The organism is Burkholderia sp. Bp8984 (assembly GCF_003853755.1).
In the GTDB taxonomy this organism is placed as follows: domain Bacteria; phylum Pseudomonadota; class Gammaproteobacteria; order Burkholderiales; family Burkholderiaceae; genus Burkholderia.
Window position 1 is genome coordinate 208,748 of record NZ_QTQN01000001.1, and the last position, 20,045, is coordinate 228,792.

Genomic DNA, 20,045 nt, shown 5'->3' on the forward strand with positions numbered 1-20,045 from the left:
CGTCCGCCAGGACCCTGTCCTGGCGGACGGGTTCGCGCGCTGTGGGCGACGTGCACCAATGTTGTTCCATCTGGAAAGCTGCCTGCCCGGAATCGGGGTTTTTGTGCGCGCGTGTGCTGCATAGACTGGCATCGACGGTTCGGATCGCGCGTCGATCACCGGACCGGCCTCATACCCCGTCTACTGGAGAACATCGTGAAATCGCTCGTCGTTACCGCCGCCGCTGCCGTCCTGCTTGCCGCACCGGCCCTGTCGTTCGCTCAGTCCGCCAAGGCGCCCGTCACGCGCGCACAGGTGCTGCAGGAGCTCTATGACCTCGAATCGGTCGGCTACAACCCGTCGCTCGGCGACGCCGGCAACTATCCGGACGACATCATGGCCGCGCAGGAACGCCTGGCAGCAAAACGGCTCGCCGAGCACAAGGCCGCGCAACGCGCATATGGCCCGGCCGGTGCGGGCGCAACGGAATCGGGCGTGGCGGCAAAGCCCGCGCTGTGAAGACACGCAGCAACGCCGCACCCGCGTGACATGCGTCCCGCGGGCGCGGCGGAAATCGCGCGAAACGGTTCGTCACGATGGATGCGGCCGGACAGCGTGCCGTCCGGCACGCGGCCATCTCGTCCTGGATTCGCTCTCGGGCTGCCTGATCAGGCAGCCTGCGGCTCGCGGTCGATCGCGTTCAGCATCTCGACGTCGCGAGCAATCATCCCCGGCACCTGCGCACGCAGCATCTCGACCCAGGTGCGCACCTTCGCGTCGATGAAGCGGCGCGACGGATACAGCGCATACACGTTCATCTTCTGCAGGATGTGCCCGGGCAGCACGCGCACGAGCGTACCGTCCTGCAGCGCGTCGATCGCCGCATACAGCGGCAGCATGCCGATCCCGATACCGTCGCGGATCGCGAGCGCGAGCGACTCGGCCGTATTGGTCTGCACCGGCCCGGTGACATGGATCTGCTCGATGCCGTCGGCGCCTTCAAGCACCCATTCGTGGGTCGGGAACGCCGGCGTGCAAAGTGTCAGGCACGCGTGCGCGCCGAGATCCTGCGGGCGGGCCGGCGCGCCGTGGCGCTTCACGTACTCGGGCGACGCGCACAGGATGCTGAAGGTCGAGCCGAGCAGGTGCGACACGAGCTCCGAGTCGGGCAGCGACGATGCGGTCACGACCGCCATGTCGCTCGTGCCGTCGAACAGGTCGGGCATGCGCTGCGACAGCGACAGCTCGATCGACACGTCCGGATATTGCGTGTGGTAGCGCGTGAGCGCGGGCATCACGTAGTGATGGCCGACACTCGCGAAGCTGTGCATGCGCAGCACGCCGGCCGGCCGTTCGTGCGCGCAACTCGCCTCCTCCTCGGCGCGATCGACGTCGGCAAGAATCTGGCGGCAGCGCCGCAGATAGCTTTCGCCGGCCGACGTCAGCGCGAGGCGGCGCGTCGAGCGATTCATCAGACGGGTGCGCAGGCGCGCCTCGAGCTCCGACACCGCGCGCGACATCGCGCCCGTCGTCGAATTCAGCGATTGCGCGGCCGCGGTGAAACTGCCCGTCTCGACGACGCGCGTAAACACCCGCATGTTTTGTAGGGTATCCATTCCTGTGAGCCACCTGTAGCGGAGCCGCTATTTTCCTCCAGCGGATGCGACAGATTGTTACGCGGCCTGCAACTATCGTTTCCCCGTAGCTGCGTTAATGCCCGCGCGCCGCACTCCTACAATCGGCGCCTCACCAGTCGAACGGACCCGTCCGGACGCGCCGCGGCACCGCACGCGCCCCGCTTTTTTTCATGAAGCCACAACCTGCGATCGAGCGACCTTCCATCGAACCGGCCCGATGGAGAACCTGGCTCGATCCGCTCGGCGGCGCCGCGCGCGACTGGGCCGCGACCGACGGGCTGATCTGGCTGCATCTCGCCAAGACCGTGCTCGCCGCGCTGCTCGCGATGGGGATCGCGATGCGGCTCGAGATGTCGCAGCCGCGCACGGCGATGACGACCGTGTTCGTGCTGATGCAGCCGCTGTCGGGGATGGTGTTCGCGAAGAGCTTCTACCGCATGCTCGGCACGGCGGCCGGCCTCGTCGCCGCGCTCGCGCTCGGCGGGCTGTTCGCGCAGCAGCCGGAGCTCTACATGGCCGGCATCACGCTGTGGGTCGGCGGCTGCATCGCGCTCGCGGTGCGCAACCGCCATTTCCGCTGGTACGGGTTCGTGCTCGCCGGCTACACCGCCGCACTGATCGGCCTGCCCGCGGTGATGACGCCGCAGACGCTGTTCCAGTCCGCGCTCACGCGCGCCGCGGAAGTCGCGCTCGGCATCGCATGCTCCGGCGCGGTCAGCGCGCTGATCCTGCCGCTCAGTTCCGCGAAAGCGCTGATGCGCTCGCTGAGCGCGCGTCATGTGAAGTTCGCGGCATTCGCGGCCGGCGCGCTGTCGGGCGACCTCGCGCGCGGCGACTTCGAGCGGCGCTTCGCCGATTTCGTCGACGAGATCGTCGGGTTCGAGGCCAACCGCGCGTTCGCGTCGTTCGAGGATCCGCACATTCGCGCGCGCAGCCGCCGGCTCGCGCGGCTCAACAGCGAGTTCATGAATGCGTGCACGCGCCTGCATGCGCTGCACCAGCTCGTCAAACGCCTGCGCGCGAACCGGTCGGACGCGGTGCTCGACGCACTCGCGCCGCACATCGATGCGCTCGCGCAGCGGATCACCGCATTGCGCGACGAGCGGCAGCGCGGCATCACGTCGACCACCGGCGCACTGCTCGAACTGCGCCGCTTTCACGCCGCGTTGCCGAAGGCCGCGCGCGCCTCGCGTCGCGCGATCGAGGATCACGCGGCCGGCGGCCTGCTCGACTTCGACACCGCGATCGAGCTGATGTATCGCTTCATCGGCGAGTATCTCGGCTACGCCGACACCAACGCATCGCTCGATCGCGACGATCACGCGTTCGAACGCTCGGTCACGCACTACGCGGTGAAGACCAATTCGTTCTTCGTCGGCTTCGCGTTCCTGCGCACGCTCGTCGCCGTCGGCGCGATGAGCGCGTTCTGGCTCGCGTCCGAATGGCCGAGCGGCTCGCTCGCCGTGATCGCGACCGCGATCGCGTGCGCGCTCAGCTCGACGTCGCCGCGCGCACCGAAGTTCGTCGCGCAGATGGGCGTCGGCGCGGCGTTCGCGACCGCCGTCGGCTACGTGTTCCTCTGCTACGTCTATCCGAACATCGACGGTTTTCCGCTGCTGTGCGCGGCACTCGCGCCGGTGCTCGGCATCGGCGCGTTCCTCGCGATGCGCCCGGGCCTGTCAGGTTACGGCATCGGCTTCGCGGTGTTCTTCTGCCTGCTCGCGGGCCCCGACAACGCGATCGCGTATACGCCCGAGGTGCTGATCAACAACGGCTTCGCCGTCGTCGTCGCGATGCTCGCTTGCTCGATCGTGTTCGCCGTGGTGTTTCCGACCCACATGCCGTGGCTCACGTCGCGGATCGCGCACGACCTGCGCCGCCAGGTCACGTTCGCGTGCGAAGGCGCGCGCGACGGGCTCGCCGCGCGCTTCCAGTCGAGCACGCACGACCTGATGGCGCAGCTGCGCACGCTGCTCGTCAAGCGCACGCGACAACATCGCGACGCACTGCGCTGGATGCTCTCGACGCTCGAAGTCGGCCACGCGGTGATCGACCTGCGCGACGAGCTGCACGGGTTCTGCGAATCGAAACCGCCGCAGACGCTGCGCTGGACCGCCTCGGTCGACGCGGTGCTGCACGAGCTGCCGCGCTTCTTCGACGATCCGACGCCGGGCCATCATGCGCGCACGCTCAAATCGGTGAACCTGTCGATTCGCGCCGCGCAGCACACGCTGCACGCATGGTACGCGGTGCCCGATGAACGCCACCGCATGCAGCGCATCGTCGGCTGCCTGCACTTCATTCGCAGCGCGCTGCTGGACAAGGATGCGCCGTTCAACCGCCATCGTCATTGAGCGCCGACGAGGGTCGGCGGGAGATCGATGCGTACGCAACGTCACCCTTGTTCCGATTGGAAATAAGCTCTGCACCCGCGGTGATTAATTTCCAGGCAGGGCGAGCCTATAGTTTCCTCACTGCCAGCGAGACTGGCACTGACCCAGGAGAAACCGAAATGAAGCCGCTGCACCTCGCCCTCGTTGCCCTGTCGCTCACCGCCGCCGTCGCGCACGCGCAGAGCGCGCCGGCCGACGTCGCGCAACAACCGGCGAACCGCGCCGAAGCCGTCCAGGCCTCGGGCCGCGTCGATCGTGCGCAATCGAAGCAGGAAGACCCGAACGCATGCGTGGGCCCCGTCAGCTTCTGCAACGTCTACTTCGGCAGCTGAGCATGACGCCGCGTCGTCACGGCCGGGCTCGCCGCGCGCACATCGCACGTATCGCACGTATCGCACGTATCGCACGTATCGCCTGCGCGCGTGCACGACGAGCCGGCCGATCGCCGCAACGACACTGCCCGCCACGCCGCTTCGATTGAAGCGGCGCATGCCGTTTCAGGCGCCGCGCACCGGCCGCCACCCCACTTCGCGCAACGCATCCAGCAAGCGCGCCTGCCCCAGCCCTTCGACCCGCGCGCCGCGCGACTCGACGTCGCTCCCCGCGACCAGCGCATTCACGATCGCTTCCTCCACCGCTTCCGCCGCGGCGACGAACAGTGCGGAGATGTGGTCGTTGTTCACCATCTTCACGGCCGTCGTCGGCGCGCCCTTGCTGCCGTAGTTCGCGGCGGGCAAGCCGTCGTTCCCTGTTGCGAACGCAAGGAAGATGTCGCCGCTCGAATCCTCGGTGCCGCCGCCGACGCGTGCCAGCCCGACGCTCGCACGCTGCGCGAGGCGCGTGCATTGATGCGGCAGCAGCGGCGCGTCGGTCGCGATCGTGACGACGATCGAACCCATCCCGGCCTCGCCCTGCCCGTCGGGCGCGCGAAACGGCGAAGGCACGTGCCGCAGCACGTCGCCGACCGGATAACCGGCCACGCGCAGCATCTCGCGCACGCCGTAGTTCGCCTGCACGAGCGCGCCGACGGTCCAGCCGCCCGCGTCGGCCGTCACCACCCGCGACGCGGTGCCGATGCCGCCCTTGAACTCGTGGCAGATCATGCCGGTGCCGCCGCCGACGCCGCCTTCGGCGACCGGCCCCGACTGTGCGGCGGCCAGCGCGCGCAGCACGTGCTCGGCGCGCACGTGCTGCCCCCAGATGTCGTTGAGCAGGCCGTCGTAGGTTTCCATCACGACCGGCATGCACCAGTACACGCGGCCGGCCGCCGCCTCGCGTTCGTTCGCGACCAGCGCGTCGCGCACCGCGCCGACGCTGTGCGTGTTCGTATAGGCGATCGGCGTCGTCAGCAGGCCGGCTTCGCGGATCCATTCGAGCCCGGTCGCGTCGCCGTTGCCGTTCAGCACATGGACGCCCGCGAAGCACGGCGAATCGTGCGCGGCACCCGCGCGCGGCTCGATCACGGTCACGCCGGTGCGGATCGATGCATCGCCGTTCTCGACGTTCAGCGTGCAATGTCCAACCCGCACGCCCGGTACGTCCGTGATCGCGTTGAAGCGGCCCGGCGTGCCGAGTCCGATGCGGATGCCGAGATCCCTCGTGCGCATGATGCAATTCCTCCAGTCTTTCAATGGTTGAGTGTGTCGGGTGGTTCAGAGCGAGCGGAACGCATCGCTGTGGCGGGCCCAGACCGCATACATCGCGAGCGCGGCCACCAGCAGAGCGCCGATGATGATCAGGTCGGTCGGCTTGGTCGCCGTCGCCAGCGTCGTGTAGAGCGTGTATGCGGCACCCGCGACCGCGACGAGCGGCGTCACGGGCCACAGCGGCATCCGGTAATGATGCTCGACGTCGCGGCGCACGAGCCGGCTCGCGAGCGCGGCCAGCCCGACGACCAGGTAGATCAGCAGCAGCAGGTCGACCGTGAACGCGGTCAGCTCGTCGAGACTCGACACGAACACCAGCCCCGACGACGGCACGGCGAGCGCGAGCGTCGCGAGCCACGGCGATTCGAAGCGCGGATGGATCGTCGAGAACGCGCGGTTGCAGGTGCGCGACCAGAGCGCATGGCGGCCGCTGCTGTACAGCAGGCGCCCCATCGTGATCACGATCGCGATGATCGCGTTGAATACCGACAGGAAGATCCCGCCGCTGACCGCGCGCGACACCGCCGGGTTGCTCAGCGAGCGCACGACATAGCCGATCGGGTCGGCGCTCTTCGTCAGTTCCGTCAGCGACGGCGCGCCGAGCACGATCGCGGTGAGCGGAATCAGTTCGACGACGAGGATCACCAGCAGCGAATAGATCACCGCTTTCGCGACGTTGCGGTTGCCGCCGCGCAGGTCTTCCGCGAGATAGGCGGCGGAGCCGAAGCCGTTGTAGCAGAAGATCGCCGTGCCGATCGCGGGCACGATCGCCGCGAGCGTGGCCGGCACCAGCGCATTGCCGCTCGCGACGACCGGCGCGACCAGTGCGTCCGCGCCGCGATGCGGCGAGCCGAAGCCGAGCCCCGCAATCAGCATCAGCACGCCGATCTCGACGACGAGAAACGCGCCGGTGATCCATGCGTTCGTCTTGATGTTCAGCATGCCGAGCACGTAGCTGAGCAACACGATCGTCAACGCGACCGACTGGTTGCTGAAGTGCGTGCCGAGCGCGTTGTTCAGGTAGGGCGCGGCACCGCTTGCGAGCACCGCGGGAATGAACACGCTGACGGACAGCACCGTGATGAAGGTCAGATAGCCGGGCAGCGTGCCGAACACGCGTTTGGCCATCACGTATTCGCCGCCCGCGCTGCGGTGCGCGGCGCTGAGCTCCGCGTAGCAGAGCGCGAACGCGAGCGCGAGCACGCCGCCGAGCAGGAACGACAGCACCGCGCCGCTGCCGGCCTGCTGGATCGCGAACGGCGCGATCACGAAGATCGAGCTGGCGGGCGTCACGCCCGACACGGTGATCATCACCGCGTCGCGCACGCTGAGCGTCTGCGACAACGCGCGCGGCGCGCCTTCCGTGGCAGGCGTCGCTTGCAGCGTGCCCGTCGATTCCGACATCATCGCCATTTCGTTCTCCTGTTGCTTCTGTCCTGCGCTTTTTTGAACACCCATACTCGGGCCCGATTGATTGCGTGGCAGTCTAGGAAGCCAATTTCAGGACCGCTATTCCCCCTTCGTGTTACACCCTTCGGTGGTGATATGGATCGACTCTTCTCCGAAATCGCGATGCACCAGGCGCTCGGCCGCGCGATCGATCATCTCGGCCAGCCGCGCTTCTGGCGTTTCCTGGTGCTGCTGCTCAACGAAATGGTGCCGTTCGACAACGCGCTCGCGACCGCGATCGGCCGCGACGGCGTGCCGCTCGTCCTCGACGAATACGACACGGGCGGCACCGACAGCGCGTCGCCGGTGCCGCTTTACCTCAACGGGTTGTATCTGCTCGATCCGTTCCTGCAGGCCGCGCACGACGGGCTCGCCGACGGCTGCTACCGGCTCGAGGAGGTCGCGCCCGACCTGTTCCGGCAGAGCGAGTATTTCCTGAACTACTTCCGCCACGCGGTCGGCGACGATGAAATCCAGATCCTGCTGCGGCCGAACCCCGACCTGCTGCTGTCGTTGTCGCTCGGCGCGGCCGCGCGCTTCGACGTCGAACCGCTCGGCAAGCTGACGGCCGCGATGCCGTGGGTGCTCGCGACGATCCGGCAGCACTGGCGGCTGGTGGGCGATGCCGCGCGCGTGACACCCGACGACGATCTCGGCGCGCGCGTCGAGCAGGCGCTCGCGCGCTTCGGCGCGGGCGTGCTGACCGATCGCGAGATGTCGATCGCGCGAATGGTGCTGCGCGGCAATTCGTCGAAGGCGATCGCCGAGCGGCTGGCGATTTCACCGGAAACGGTGAAGGTGCATCGGCGGCATCTTTACGCGAAACTCGGGATCTCGTCGCAGCCGGAGCTGTTTTCGCGGTTCATCCAGGCGCTTGGGGAGGATGCGGCGGGGTAAACGCGACACGCCGCCGCGTTACGACAACGCGACGTCCGCCGCCAGCCCGGTCGGCGCGATCGCCACGTGCAGGGCGCGCTCGGGCCGCAACGTCACGTTCAGCGCCGCGCGCGGCGCCGCCATGCCGGGCGGCACGGACAATTCATGGCGCTGCAGGATCATCGCCGCCACCACCGTCATCTCCGTCATCGCCAGATGCTGCCCGAGGCACACGCGCGGCCCCGTGCCGAACGGCAGGTATGCGCCGCGCGGAATCGCCGGCGCGTCGTCGGCGAAGCGCTCGGGCCGGAAGGCCCGCGGCTCCGGAAACCATCGTGCATCGTGATGCATCAGCTGAATCGGCAGCATGAACAGCGTCCGCGCCGGAAACTGCCATGCGCCCAGCGCGACCGGCCGCAATGCGCGACGGCTGATCAGGATCGGTGCCGCCGGATACAGGCGCATCGTTTCCTCGAGCGTCTGCGTCAGGTATCGCAATGCGGGGCGCGTGTCGGCGGTCGGCGCACGGCCGCCCAGCACGCGCACGACCTCGTCGCGCGCGGCGGCCTGCGCGGCCGGATTCGCGGCCATGTTCCATACCCACCAGGTCAGCGTGGCCGCGGCCGTCTCGTGGCCGGCCAGGAATGCCGTCATGCACTCGTCGTGCACGGCCCGCAGCGGCCATGCGTACCCGTCGGCACGGTGCAGCCGCAACAGGCGCGACAGCAGGTCGTCCGGCCAGCCGTGCTCCGGCATGTCGAGACGCGCATGCAGTTGCCGGTCGATCAGTCCGTTCAGCACCGCCAGCGCCCGCGCCTTGCCGCGCTTCCACGGCATCCAGTCCGGCGCGCTGGCCGGCTGGTAGAACTCCGCGTTCGCCGCCGCGCCCACCGTGCGCACGGCCTCTTCGGCAACGCGCGCGTGTGCGCCGATCGAATCCGAGAACATCGTGCGCATGATCACGTCCATCGCCAGCGACGTCAGCGCGCTCTCGACCGGCCAGTGTGCGTCGCACGCGGGCCACTGCGCGAGCGCACGACCGGCTGTCGCGGCGATCGACGGCACGAACGCCTGCACCGGTTTCGGCGCGAAGTTCGCCTGCAGCGCGTGCCGCTTGTCGCGCCATGCGTCGCCCTCGGCGACCAGCACGCTGCGCCCGTGAACCCGCGAGAACACGCGAATGCCGCGCTCCCAGCGCACGAACGCATCGTGATGCGTGACCAGCAGCTCGCGCACGAGCGCGGGATCGGTCACGACCACCGCATGTTCGGGCCACATGCGCAGGTGCACGACGTCGCCATGCGCACGCTGCCAGCCTGCGAGCGCGCCGGTCAGGTCGCGCGACATCGCGCGCAGCAGCGGCCACCCCGTCAGGCCGGCTCGCGGCCCCGGCGGCCATACGCCGGGCGGGTGAAGCACGGGAGACGCATCAGCGGCGTCCGCATGAAACGGGCATCGGGAAGAGGATCGTGGGTTCATGCTCCGGATTGTCCGGATCGACACGCTGCCGGTCTTGAACGCAAACGACATCGACACGTGCGGCGCCGGTCCCTATACTCCGGCGTCATGCCCTCCGGTCCGTCTCCGAATCCGTCACCGTGTCCCGATCCGCACGCGCGTGCGCCGCGCGTGCGGTGCGACGGCCGGTCGCCGCCCACGCGGCTGTATCCGCCGCCGGCCGCGCTGCGAGGCGCGGTCGCCGCGATCGTCTGCCGCGACACGCGCGGCTTCGCGTTGAGCGACGCGCAGCGGCTCACGCATTTCCCCGCGTCGCCGATCGTCTGCCTGTCGTGGTATCGCGGCTTCGACGTCGGGCTCGTCCGGTGCACGGACGACGGCCCCGTATGGCGGCCGTTCGGCGCATCGGCGACGCTGTCGGGCAGCCAGTCGATGCCGGTCGCGAGCTGGGCGCCGACGGGCGGACAAGGCGGCATCGTCTGCCTGCATGCCGATGCTGCGCGCGCGCTGTTCGGCGTCGCGCTGCCGGCGATCCACGACACCTTCGTCGACGCACATGCATGCCTCGACGACAGCTGGCGGCCGCTGCTGGATGCGCTCGCCGATGCCGAGCACGACGACGACGCGCTGGCCGCGCTCGACCGACACCTCGCGCCGCGCTGGCATGCGCTGCGCGGCAGCGTGTCGCCGCTGTCGTCGCTGCGCGATGCCGGGCGCAGCTGGGTCGGGCGGCTCGCGTCGATCGCGCGCGAATGGCGGCACACCCACAGCCCGCGCCAGGTGGAACGGCGCATCAAGGCGTACAGCGGGCGCTCGTTGCGCGACTGGCAAATGCTGGTGCGCACCGAAGGCGTGTTCTTCGCCGCGCGCGACCGGCAGGACGCCGGACAACCGGTCGACTGGGCCGCGCTCGCGCTGGACGAAGGGTTCGCCGACCAGGCGCACCTGAGCCGCGCGACGCGGCGCATCACGGGCTTCTCGCCAACCGAGTTCGTGCGGCGCTTCGCCGAGGACGAATCGTTCTGGATGTACCGGCTCTGGGTGTGACCTGCCGCTGCACGTCGCGCGTCAACCGCCCGATTCGATGAACCCGCCATCGGGCGCCTGATGCGGCACGTACCAGCCGAAATACACCTCGGCCTCGACGATCCGGCCGTCGCGGACCCGCAACCGCTCCGCATTCCGGAACCGCCTGCCGGCGGTCGTCGCGGCTTCGTATGCGACGAACACGTATTCGCCGTGCACGGTGACGTCGACGAACTCGAAACCGGCGAGCATCGCGCTGTTCGGCCAGCAGCGCGCGAGATACGCGTCGCGATCGAGCCGGTTGTCGAGCGGGCTCGTGAAATGGAAGTCCGGCGCGATCAGCGCTTCGATCGCATCGCGGTCCTTGTCGACATACGCGCGATAGCTGGCGCGCGCAACCTCACCGGGGTCCTCTGGCATCGTCATTACCTCCGCAAAGAGCCGGGGCGACGCGACGGCACGCGTCGCCCCGAGGTATCGATGAAACGCAGGCGGGCGGCACGCGCGAGCGCGGCCCATCCTGCGTTCACGGATGAGCGCGCCCGCCCGGCTCGATGCCATTCACGAAAACCCGCACCGGCCGGTCCGCATGCGACGCACCGCGCGTTCTGCCGCATTCTGCCGCGGGCAGCCGATGCCGCCGCTGCCGCGGTTGCCCGTTTCCGCACGCGCGGGCATGATGTCCGGCAGCGTGCCGGCCGCACCCATCCGCTTCGGCGGCCGTCGGCGGCGTCGGCGGCGCAATCGGCACGTCGCCCCTGCACCGCCTCCGGCATCATCGAGCAATCCGCGTGCCGGTCCCGGCCGCCCCTCTCATCGAGCCCATGTCACTACGCGCATTCAGAACCCTGGTCGCGATCGCCCGATACCGCACCTTCGCGCGCGCCGGCGAAGCGATCGGGCTCACGCAGTCCGCCGTGAGCCTGCAGGTCAAGACGCTCGAAAGCGAATACGACGTCCGGCTGTTCGACCGTTCGCGCCGCCAGCCGGTACTCACCGAAGCCGGCAAGATCCTCGTCGCGCAGGCCGAGCAGGTGCTCGCGATGGTCGACCGGATTCCCGATGCGCTCAGCGACGAGAAGAAGCTCGTCGGCCGTCTGCGAATCGGCGCAATCCATACCGCGCTGTCCGGCCCGCTGCCCGATGCGCTGCTCGCGCTGCGCGATGCGCACCCGTCGTTGCGCGTGCACGTATCGGCCGGCATGTCGGCCGAACTGGCGAACCGCGTCGCGGCCGGCGAACTCGACGCGGCGATCACGACGCGCCCGGTGCGCCCGCATCCGGCGGAACTGACGTGGACCACGCTGTACGAAGACCGCTTCTGGCTGCTCGCGCCGCCGCACTACGCGGAGCGCGACGCGGGCACGCTGCTCGAGGCGCTGCCGTTCATCCGCTTCGACGCGCAGGCGTGGGCCGGCCGGATGATCGCCGCCGAGCTGCGCCGCATCGGCGTGCGCGTGCGCGAGGAGATGGTGCTCGACAGCGCGGAGACGATCGCGCGGATGGTGGCGCGCGGGCTCGGCGCGGCGATCGTCGCGCTCCCCGACGCGACGCTCGCGCGGCTGCCGCCCGTCACGCGCTTGCCGTTCGGCCAGCCGCAGATGGGCCGCGCGGTCGTGCTGCTCGAACACCAGTCGCGTCCGGCCGAGCGTTTCGCACGTGCGCTGGCCGCCGAAGTCAGCGCATCATCGATGAGAATTTCTCATTGAACACCCGATAATTCACCATTATTCCTGCTGCTTGCGCGTGTTAACTTGGCGGCATCGTCACTCTTTCGATTGCGTGCCGCCATGTTGCCCGCCGGATGGATTCCCGCTTCGTTCCGCCGCGCCGCCCGCCGGCCGTTCGGCCCGCGTCGCCTGAAGGCGCGTCGATGATCGGCCCGATCGTGCTCGCGCTCGCGCCGGTCGCGCTGCTGGTCGCGCTCGGCCACGGCCTGCGGCGCACGGGCTTCATCGCCGATGCGTTCTGGCCGCACGCCGAGCGGCTTTGCTATTACGTGCTGCTGCCCGCGCTGTTCGCGCACGGTCTCGCGACTGCGCGGCTGCAAGCGCTGCCCGTCTTGCCGCTCGCGGCGGCGCTGGTCGGCTCGACCGTGCTCGTCGCGGCGCTGCTTCTGCTGGTCCGCCGGTTCGTGCAGGTCGACGGCGCCGGGTTCACGTCGGTGTTCCAGGGCGCGGTGCGCTTCAACAACTATGTCGGCACCGCCCTCGCCGCCGGACTGTTCGGCGCGCACGGCATCGCGCTCGCGGCCGTATGCGTCGCGGCGATCGTGCCGACCGTGAACCTGATGTGCGTGCTGGTGTTCGCGCGCTACGGCGACACGCGGCTCGGCGCGTGGGCGCTCGTGCGCCAGATCCTGTCGAATCCGCTCGTCGTCGGGTGCGCGCTGGGGATCGCGATGCAGGCCGCCGGCCTCGCGTTTCCGGCCTCCGTCGAACCGGCCGTGCGCGCGCTCGGCGCCGCATCGATGCCGCTCGGCCTGCTGTGCGTGGGCGCGGCACTGAAGTTCGACGCGGCGCGCGGATGGATGCAGCCGATGTGCATCGCGTCGGCGTTCAAGTTCATGGCGATGCCGCTCGCCACGCTCGCCGCCGGCCGCCTGTTCGGGCTCGGCGATGCCGCGCTGACCATCGCGCTGCTGTTCCAGGCGCTGCCGACTTCGTCCTCGTCGTACATCATGGCGCGCCAGCTCGGCGGCGACGCGCCGCTGATGGCCGGCATCACCGCGTTCCAGACGATCGCCGCCGCGCTCGCGATGCCGGCCGTGCTGACGGCGCTCGCGTCGGCGCCGGTGTTTCGCTGACGGCGTGGCACCGTTGCCGAACGCAACGAGGCAGCACATGCGGTGCCTCGTTGCGCTGCTGCGGGGACGGATAGCAAATACCGCTGCGCGCGCACGACCGCCGCGACGTTGCGCGACGCCTACGCGCCGCCGATGCGCCCCCGGTTCTTCTCGCAGCCCCGCGAAAAACCGCCTATGGTGAATGAAGCGGGTCCGTTCGGCCGTCATTCGACTTCGCGTCGCTCGCACCGGCGGCCACGGCGCCGCGTTCCGGCACCATTCCCCGCGCTCGCGCGCACGCCCGGCCGTGCGCGCGAGCGCGCCGCCCACCGGACTACAAGGAGGTAATCATGAAAGCCGTGCTGCTCGTCAGCTCCGCCCTGCTCGCCATGGCGTCCGTTTCGGCCTCGGCTCAAGGCTCGATCACCAAGGTCGAAAACGGCGCGCTCGTCGCCGCGAACGGAATGACCGTCTACACCTTCGACCAGGACAAGCCCAACGCCGGCACCAGCGCATGCAAGGGCCAATGCGAGTCCTTCTGGCCGCCGTACAAGGCCAGCGCGACCGACGTTCCGGTCGGCCCCTATACGATCGTCAAGCGCGACGACGGCAGCCCGCAATGGGCCTACAAGGGCAAGCCGCTGTACTTCTTCGCGAAGGACATGAAACAGGGCGACCGCAACGGCGACAACTTCAAGAACATGTGGCACGTGGTCGCGCCGTAAGCATTCTTTCCCCGTCTTCAGCGTCGGCACGACCGCCGTACATGTAAAAAGGCCCGCCCCGATCGTCGACCGGGGCGGGCTCGTGCGTCCTTGCGCGGGCCGCGTGGCGACACACGCCGAGCGGCGCGCGTCGCGTTGCGGCCGGATCGTGCGTCAGCGCGTCAGCGGTTCGACGGGAAGCTGAACACCGTCCCTTCGCGCACGCCGGCCGACGGCCAGCGCTGCGTGATCGTCTTGCGCTTCGTATAGAACCGCACCGCATCCGGGCCGTACGCGTGGAGATCACCGAACAGCGAGCGCTTCCAGCCGCCGAACGAGTGGTACGCGACCGGCACCGGCAGCGGCACGTTGATGCCGACCATGCCGATCTGGATGTTGTCGCTGAAGTAGCGCGCCGCTTCGCCGTCACGCGTGAACAGGCACGTGCCGTTGCCGTATTCGTGCGCGTCGATCAGCGCCATCGCCTCGTCGAGCGACTTCAGGCGGATCACGCCGAGCACCGGCCCGAAGATCTCGTGCTGATAGATCGGCATGCCGGGCTTCACGTTGTCGAACAGGCACGGGCCCAGGTAGTAGCCGCCGTCGTGGCCGTCGACCTTCACGCTGCGGCCGTCGACGACGAGCGTCGCGCCGGCCGCCACGCCCGCCTCGACGAAGCCCGTCACCTTCTCGAAATGCTGCTGCGTGACGAGCGGCCCCATGTCGACGCCGGCCCCGTTGCCCGGGCCGACCTTCATCTTCGCGATCTCGGCCCGCAGGCCTTCGACCACCTTGTCACCCGTTTCCTCGCCGATCGCGACCACCAGCGGAATCGCCATGCAGCGCTCGCCGCACGAGCCGTACGCGGCGCCCATCAGCGCGTTCACCGCGTTGCCGATGTCGGCGTCGGGCATCACGACCGCGAAGTTCTTCGCGCCGCCGAGCGCCTGCACGCGCTTGCCGTGCGCGCAGCCGGTCGAGTAGATGTATTCGGCGATCGGCGTCGAGCCGACGAAGCTCACCGCCTTCACGCGCGGGTCGGTCAGGAGCGTGTCGACGGCTTCCTTGTCGCCGTTCACGACGTTCAGCACGCCCGGCGGCAGGCCGGCCTCGAGCGCGAGCTCGGCCATGCGCAGCGTCGACGACGGCGTGCGCTCGGACGGCTTCAGCACGAACGTGTTGCCGCACGCGACGGCCATCGGCCACATCCACAGCGGCACCATCACCGGGAAGTTGAACGGCGTGATGCCGGCGGCCACGCCGAGCGCCTGGAATTCGCTCCACGAATCGATCGCGGGGCCGACGTTCTTGCTGTGCTCGCCCTTCAGCAGCTCGGGCACGTAGGACGCGTATTCGACGTTCTCGATCCCGCGCTGCAGTTCGCCCATCGCGTCGGCGAGCACCTTGCCGTGCTCGGCGGTAATCAGCGCGCACAGTTCGTCCGCATGCTCCTCGAGCAGCGTCTTGAAGCGGCTCATCACGCGGGCGCGCTTCAGCGGCGGCGTATTGCGCCATGCCGGGAACGCGGCCTGCGCGGACGCGATCGCGGCTTCGACGGTCAGCTTGTCGGCGAGCGCGACGCTCTTGTGCGATTCGCCGGTGGCCGGGTCGAACACCGGCTGGACGCGGCTGCCGCCGTCGACGCGCTTGCCGTCGATCAGGTGGCCGAGGGTGGAGGTCACATTGCTGTCGTGTTTCATCGTTCAGGCTCTTTCGTGAATTCGGTTGTCGCGGGAAAAGGGCCGCGGCTCAGTCCACTTCGTTCAGCGCGTCGGACAGCGCGTTCACGAGGTTGTCGATCTCGCGCTTCTCGGCGATGAACGGCGGCGCGAGCTGGATCGTGTCGCCGCCGTAACGCACGTAGAAGCCCTTCGCCCAGCAGCGCATCGCGATCTCGTACGGGCGCCGTGCCGGCTCGCCCGGCAGCGCCGCGATCGTCAGGCCGGCCGCCAGCCCGTAGTTGCGGATGTCGGTGATATGGCGCTGGCCCTTCAGCCCGTGCACGGCCGCCTCGAAATGCGGCGCGAGATCGCGCACGCGGGCCACCGCGTCTTCCTTCACGAGCAGGTCGAGCGCCGCGACGCCGGCCGCGCACGCGACCGGGTGCGCCGAATACGTGTAGCCGTGCGGGAACTCGAGCATGTACTCGGGGCCGCCCGCGGCCATGAACGTGTCGTAGATTTCCTTCGTCGCGATCACGCCGCCGAGCGGCTGCACGCCGTTCGTCACCTGTTTCGCGAAATTCATGATGTCCGGCACCACGCCGAACGCGTCGGCGCCCGTCATCGCGCCGGCACGGCCGAAGCCCGTGATGACTTCGTCGAAGATCAGCAGGATGTCGTGCGCGGTACAGATGTCGCGCAGGCGCTTCAGATAGCCCTTCGGCGGGATCACCACGCCCGCCGAGCCGGAGAACGGCTCGACGATCACGGCCGCGATGTTCGACGCGTCGTGCAGCGTGATCAGGTCGAGCAGGCGGTCGGCCAGGTCGGCGCCGTTATCCGGCATCCCGCGCGAGAACCGGTTTTCCGCGAGCTGCGTGTGCGGCAGGAAATCGGCGTCGATGCCCTGGCCGAACAGCTTGCGGTTCGCGCCGATCCCGCCGACCGAGATGCCGCCGAAGTTCACGCCGTGATAGCCCTTCTCGCGGCCGATCAGGCGCGTCTTCGTGCCCTTGCCCTTGGCGCGCCAGTACGCGCGGGCCATTTTCAGCGACGTGTCGGCCGCTTCCGAGCCCGAGCCGGTGAAGAACACGTAGTCGAGGCCGGCCGGCGTCAGGTCCTTGATCTTGTTCGCGAGCTCGAACGACTTCGGATGACCGAACTGGAACGCCGGCGCGTAGTCAAGCTGCGCGACCTGGCGGCTCACGGCTTCCGTGATTTCCGTGCGGCCGTGACCGAGGCCCGTGCACCACAGGCCCGACAGGCCGTCGAAGATCTTGCGGCCTTCGCCATCCGTGTAATACGCGTCCTTCGCCGACACGATCATGCGCGGATCGGACTTGAACTGGCGGTTCGCCGTGAACGGCATCCAGTGGGCGTCGAGCCACGCGGCGTCGGTGCGGAGGTTCGTCTCTTCCTGCTGCTTGGCGATGGTCGTATCGGTCATGTCGGTCGGCGCGGCGCGCCCCTCCTTCTTGTGTTGATGTTGCGCATTGTCGGGACGACAATTAGTCTCTTCAATATCGCAATATCAATGTTCACTTGCTCGTCTATGCAAGCAAAGAAACCGAAGAGCCGCGCGCTGCTCGGGCAGCTCAGCGACATGGATCTGCGGCTGCTGCGGGTCTTCAAGGGCGTCGTGCAGTGCGGCGGGATGGCGGCGGCCGAACTCGAGCTGAATATCGGCATCTCGACGATCAGCCGGCACGTGAAGGATCTGGAAACGCGCCTCGGCCTCGTGCTGTGCCGACGCGGCCGCGCCGGCTTCACGCTAACCGCCGAGGGGCAGACGGTGTACGAGGAAACCCTGCGCCTGCTCGCGTCGATGGAGGCATTTCGCAGCAGGATCGACGGCATTCACGACAAGATGGGCGGAGAACTGCACGTCGCCGTGTTCGATAAGACCGCCACCAACCCGCAGGCGCGGCTCGGCGACGCGATCCGCCAGTTCGCGGACGAGGCGCCCGACGTCGCGCTGAACCTGCACGTCGCGTCGATCAACGAGGTCGAGCGCGGGATCATCGACGGCAGTTATCAGGTCGGCATCATCCCCGCGCACCGCAGCTCGGGCAGCCTCGTGTATTCGGAACTGTTCGACGAGCGGATGCTGCTGTACTGCGGCCGCCAGCACCCGCTGTTCGACGCGCCGCACGGCAAGCTCACGTGGACGACGATCCGCAATCATGCGTTCGCCGGGCTCGGCTTCCATTCGCCGAACATGGAACTGAGCCATCGCGCGAAGCTCACGCGCAGCGCGACGGCGTCGGACCAGGAATCGATCGCGACGCTGATCCTGTCCGGCCGCTATCTCGGCTTCCTGCCCGACCATTACGCGGAGAGCTTCGAAAACAAGGGGCTGATGCAGCCGATCGCGCCGCACCGCTTCAACTACCGGTGCCGGTTCGTGAGCCTGCTGCGGCGCTCGCCGCGGCCGTCGCGGGCGGCGCTGCTGTTCCAGTCGTGCCTGGAAGCCGCGCATGCGGCGCCGCAGCCGGGCGACGACAGCGCCGCCGCGTAGCCCGGTTCAGGCTTCGCCCGCGCTGGCGTCGGGCCGCGGCCGTGGCTGCCGCCCGCTCGCGCTCTGCGATAATGCCCACTTCCCCGTTTCCGCTCTCCCTCCGCCATGACGCAGCCGTCCGCCCCGCTCTCCACCGACCTGCCGCCGATTTCGTGCCTGCCCGGCGACGCGCTGCCGTGGCTGCCGATGAGCGCCGACCTGCCGGGGCTCGCAATCAAGTATCTGCATATCAATGCGGCGGAAGACACGCTGACCGCGCTGCTGAAGATGCCGGCCGGCGGCACGCTGCCGCGCCATCGCCACGACGGCGAGGTGTTCGTCCATACGCTGCAGGGTGCGTGGCGCTACCGCGAGTACGAATGGGTCGCGCAGGCCGGCTCGACGGTGCTCGAACCGGCCGGGTCGGTGCACACGCCGGAAACGCTCGGCGCGCCCGGCGACGACGTGATCACGCTCAACGTGATGCGCGGCGACCTGGTGCTGCTCGACGACGACGGCCGCGAGACCGCGCGCGAGAATTGCCGCGTCGCGCTGCTGCGCCAGCGCAAGCATGCGCGTACCGCGCCGCACGATGCTACGCCGTTTGTAACACGATAGGTCATGCGATAAGACGGGCGGGATCGTCGCGTCACGATCCGCACGGTGCCGGCGCTCGCCAGCGCGCGAATGGCCGCCGGCGCACTTCGCCAGCGATGCCGCCTCCCGGCGCCTTACCGAAAACGCCGGAAAAATCGGCGAATATCGCCGGCCAGCAGGTCCGGTTCTTCCATCGCGGCAAAATGCCCGCCGCTCGGCATGTCGGCCCACTGCACGACGTCGAACACCCGTTCGAGCCAGCTGCGCGGCGGGCGGCTGATCTCCTTCGGAAAGCGCGCGAACGCGACGGGCACCGCCACGCGTTCCCCGGCCGCGAAGCGCATCGGCTGCAGCCGGTTTTCCCAATACATCTGCATTGCCGAGCCGATGCTGCCGGTAAACCAGTAGAGCGAGATGCCGGTCAGCAGCGTGTCGTGCGAAAACCGCCGCGCGACGTCGCCGCCGCAATCGCTCCACGCGCGGAATTTCTCGGCGATCCACGCGGCCAGCCCGGCCGGCGAGTCGTTGAGCGCGACGGCCAGCGTCTGCGGCTTCGTCATGTGCACATGCGCGTATCCGCCCTCCAGCGCGGCCCACTCTCCGCGCTGCGTCACGAAGGCCCGTTCGTCCTCGGTGAGCGGCGAAGCCGCGTCGGCCGGAGGCTCGTAGCTGCCGGGCAGGTAGTTCAGATGAATGCCGTCCACCACGCCGGGATGTCGCGCGCCGAGCGCAATCGACACGCCTGCGCCGAGATCGCCGCCTTGCGCGCCGAAGCGGCGATATCCGAGCCCGGACATCAACGCCGCCCAACTGTCGGCGACCTGAAATGCCGACATGCCGGGCGCCGCGGGCGCGGGCGAGAACGCGAAGCCCGGAAGCGACGGCGCGACGACGTCGAACGCGTCGTGCGGATCGCCGCCGAACGCGGCCGGATCGCACAGGCGATCGATCAGCGCGTCGAACTCGAATACGGAGCCCGGCCAGCCGTGCGTGATGACGAGCGGATACGGCTTCGGCCCCGCCCCGCGCCGATGGATGAAATGCACGCGTTGCCCGTCTGCGTCCGCGACGAACTGCGGCAGCCTGTTCAGCGCGCGCTCCGCCGCACGCCAGTCGAAGCGCTCGGCCCAGTACGCAACCAGTTCGCGCAGCCACGCGCCATCCACACCCTGCTGCCACGGGTCGGCGGGCGTCAGCAGCGGTGCGCGCATGTCGCGCAGGCGCCGACGCAGGTCATCGAGCGCGCGATCGGGAATCGCAATGTTGAACGGGGCGGCGTGCATGGTGTCTCCTCGCGAGGAATGCGGGAGATTCTGCGCGATTTCCCGGACACGCGC

General features: G+C 69.0%; 18 protein-coding genes. 10 read left to right on the forward strand and 8 right to left on the reverse strand.

All coding sequences use genetic code 11. The annotated features are described in order from the left end of the window. The first annotated feature begins 195 nt into the window (after positions 1 to 195). Complete coding sequence (locus DID98_RS00890; RefSeq protein WP_124484885.1) at positions 196 to 498, forward strand: DUF4148 domain-containing protein; 303 nt, start codon at positions 196 to 198, stop codon at positions 496 to 498. 149 nt (positions 499 to 647) lie between these two features. On the opposite strand, the gene DID98_RS00895 is transcribed toward DID98_RS00890, so the two are convergent. After that, on the reverse strand, positions 648 to 1,595 hold the full coding sequence (locus DID98_RS00895; RefSeq protein WP_124484886.1) for a LysR family transcriptional regulator: 948 nt from the start codon (positions 1,593 to 1,595) through the stop codon (positions 648 to 650). Between the two features lie 191 nt (positions 1,596 to 1,786). Between DID98_RS00895 and DID98_RS00900 the strand changes: the two genes are divergently transcribed. Continuing rightward, positions 1,787 to 3,970, forward strand: coding sequence for an FUSC family protein (locus DID98_RS00900; RefSeq protein WP_124519611.1), 2,184 nt, complete (start codon positions 1,787 to 1,789; stop codon positions 3,968 to 3,970). Positions 3,971 to 4,128: 158 nt separating this feature from the next. Then, the gene (locus DID98_RS00905; protein WP_044843047.1) at positions 4,129 to 4,341 is read left to right on the forward strand and encodes a hypothetical protein; all 213 of its coding nucleotides are present in this window, start codon (positions 4,129 to 4,131) and stop codon (positions 4,339 to 4,341) included. Between the two features lie 165 nt (positions 4,342 to 4,506). Here the strand turns inward: DID98_RS00905 and DID98_RS00910 are convergent, their stop codons facing one another. Both DID98_RS00910 and DID98_RS00915 read right to left on the reverse strand, forming a co-directional pair. After that, positions 4,507 to 5,616 carry a P1 family peptidase gene (locus DID98_RS00910; protein WP_124484888.1) on the reverse strand — a complete coding sequence of 370 codons (1,110 nt, stop codon included), beginning with the start codon at positions 5,614 to 5,616 and terminating at the stop codon, positions 4,507 to 4,509. Positions 5,617 to 5,661: 45 nt separating this feature from the next. After that, on the reverse strand, positions 5,662 to 7,068 hold the full coding sequence (locus tag DID98_RS00915; protein ID WP_044843045.1) for an APC family permease: 1,407 nt from the start codon (positions 7,066 to 7,068) through the stop codon (positions 5,662 to 5,664). Between the two features lie 132 nt (positions 7,069 to 7,200). Here DID98_RS00915 and DID98_RS00920 point away from each other — a divergent pair, with 132 nt between their 5' ends. Continuing rightward, positions 7,201 to 8,001, forward strand: coding sequence for a helix-turn-helix transcriptional regulator (locus DID98_RS00920; protein WP_044843044.1), 801 nt, complete (start codon positions 7,201 to 7,203; stop codon positions 7,999 to 8,001). A gap of 18 nt (positions 8,002 to 8,019) precedes the next feature. Here DID98_RS00920 and DID98_RS00925 read toward each other — a convergent pair whose 3' ends face one another. Further along, on the reverse strand, positions 8,020 to 9,327 hold the full coding sequence (locus tag DID98_RS00925) for a cytochrome P450 (protein WP_409333435.1): 1,308 nt from the start codon (positions 9,325 to 9,327) through the stop codon (positions 8,020 to 8,022). Between the two features lie 219 nt (positions 9,328 to 9,546). Here DID98_RS00925 and DID98_RS00930 point away from each other — a divergent pair, with 219 nt between their 5' ends. Then, positions 9,547 to 10,485, forward strand: a complete 939-nt coding sequence (locus DID98_RS00930; RefSeq protein ID WP_124484891.1) for an AraC family transcriptional regulator — start codon at positions 9,547 to 9,549, stop codon at positions 10,483 to 10,485. A 21-nt stretch (positions 10,486 to 10,506) separates the two neighbouring features. Here DID98_RS00930 and DID98_RS00935 read toward each other — a convergent pair whose 3' ends face one another. Then, entirely contained in the window at positions 10,507 to 10,884 is a 378-nt protein-coding gene (locus tag DID98_RS00935; RefSeq protein WP_124570033.1) for a nuclear transport factor 2 family protein, read from the reverse strand. Between the two features lie 404 nt (positions 10,885 to 11,288). Between DID98_RS00935 and DID98_RS00940 the strand changes: the two genes are divergently transcribed. The 3 genes from DID98_RS00940 (at position 11,289) to DID98_RS00950 (ending at position 13,974) form a co-directional block, all read left to right on the forward strand. Further along, positions 11,289 to 12,173, forward strand: coding sequence for a LysR substrate-binding domain-containing protein (locus DID98_RS00940; RefSeq protein WP_124484892.1), 885 nt, complete (start codon positions 11,289 to 11,291; stop codon positions 12,171 to 12,173). 164 nt (positions 12,174 to 12,337) lie between these two features. Continuing rightward, positions 12,338 to 13,270, forward strand: a complete 933-nt coding sequence (locus DID98_RS00945) for an AEC family transporter (protein ID WP_124519615.1) — start codon at positions 12,338 to 12,340, stop codon at positions 13,268 to 13,270. A gap of 329 nt (positions 13,271 to 13,599) precedes the next feature. Continuing rightward, positions 13,600 to 13,974: a hypothetical protein gene (locus DID98_RS00950; protein WP_044843040.1), complete on the forward strand. Its 375-nt coding sequence runs from the start codon at positions 13,600 to 13,602 to the stop codon at positions 13,972 to 13,974. 161 nt (positions 13,975 to 14,135) lie between these two features. On the opposite strand, the gene DID98_RS00955 is transcribed toward DID98_RS00950, so the two are convergent. Both DID98_RS00955 and DID98_RS00960 read right to left on the reverse strand, forming a co-directional pair. Beyond that, positions 14,136 to 15,653 (reverse strand): CoA-acylating methylmalonate-semialdehyde dehydrogenase, encoded by a 1,518-nt coding sequence (locus tag DID98_RS00955; protein ID WP_044843039.1) that lies wholly within the window; start codon positions 15,651 to 15,653, stop codon positions 14,136 to 14,138. Positions 15,654 to 15,702: 49 nt separating this feature from the next. Beyond that, positions 15,703 to 17,061: an aspartate aminotransferase family protein gene (locus DID98_RS00960; protein WP_124519508.1), complete on the reverse strand. Its 1,359-nt coding sequence runs from the start codon at positions 17,059 to 17,061 to the stop codon at positions 15,703 to 15,705. Positions 17,062 to 17,166: 105 nt separating this feature from the next. Here DID98_RS00960 and DID98_RS00965 point away from each other — a divergent pair, with 105 nt between their 5' ends. Further along, positions 17,167 to 18,132 carry a LysR family transcriptional regulator gene (locus DID98_RS00965; protein ID WP_260426169.1) on the forward strand — a complete coding sequence of 322 codons (966 nt, stop codon included), beginning with the start codon at positions 17,167 to 17,169 and terminating at the stop codon, positions 18,130 to 18,132. Positions 18,133 to 18,237: 105 nt separating this feature from the next. Then, positions 18,238 to 18,729 (forward strand): 2,4'-dihydroxyacetophenone dioxygenase family protein, encoded by a 492-nt coding sequence (locus tag DID98_RS00970; RefSeq protein WP_124519617.1) that lies wholly within the window; start codon positions 18,238 to 18,240, stop codon positions 18,727 to 18,729. A 113-nt stretch (positions 18,730 to 18,842) separates the two neighbouring features. Here DID98_RS00970 and DID98_RS00975 read toward each other — a convergent pair whose 3' ends face one another. Then, the gene (locus DID98_RS00975) at positions 18,843 to 19,991 is read right to left on the reverse strand and encodes an epoxide hydrolase family protein (RefSeq protein ID WP_124519619.1); all 1,149 of its coding nucleotides are present in this window, start codon (positions 19,989 to 19,991) and stop codon (positions 18,843 to 18,845) included. Between the last annotated feature and the right edge of the window lie 54 nt (positions 19,992 to 20,045).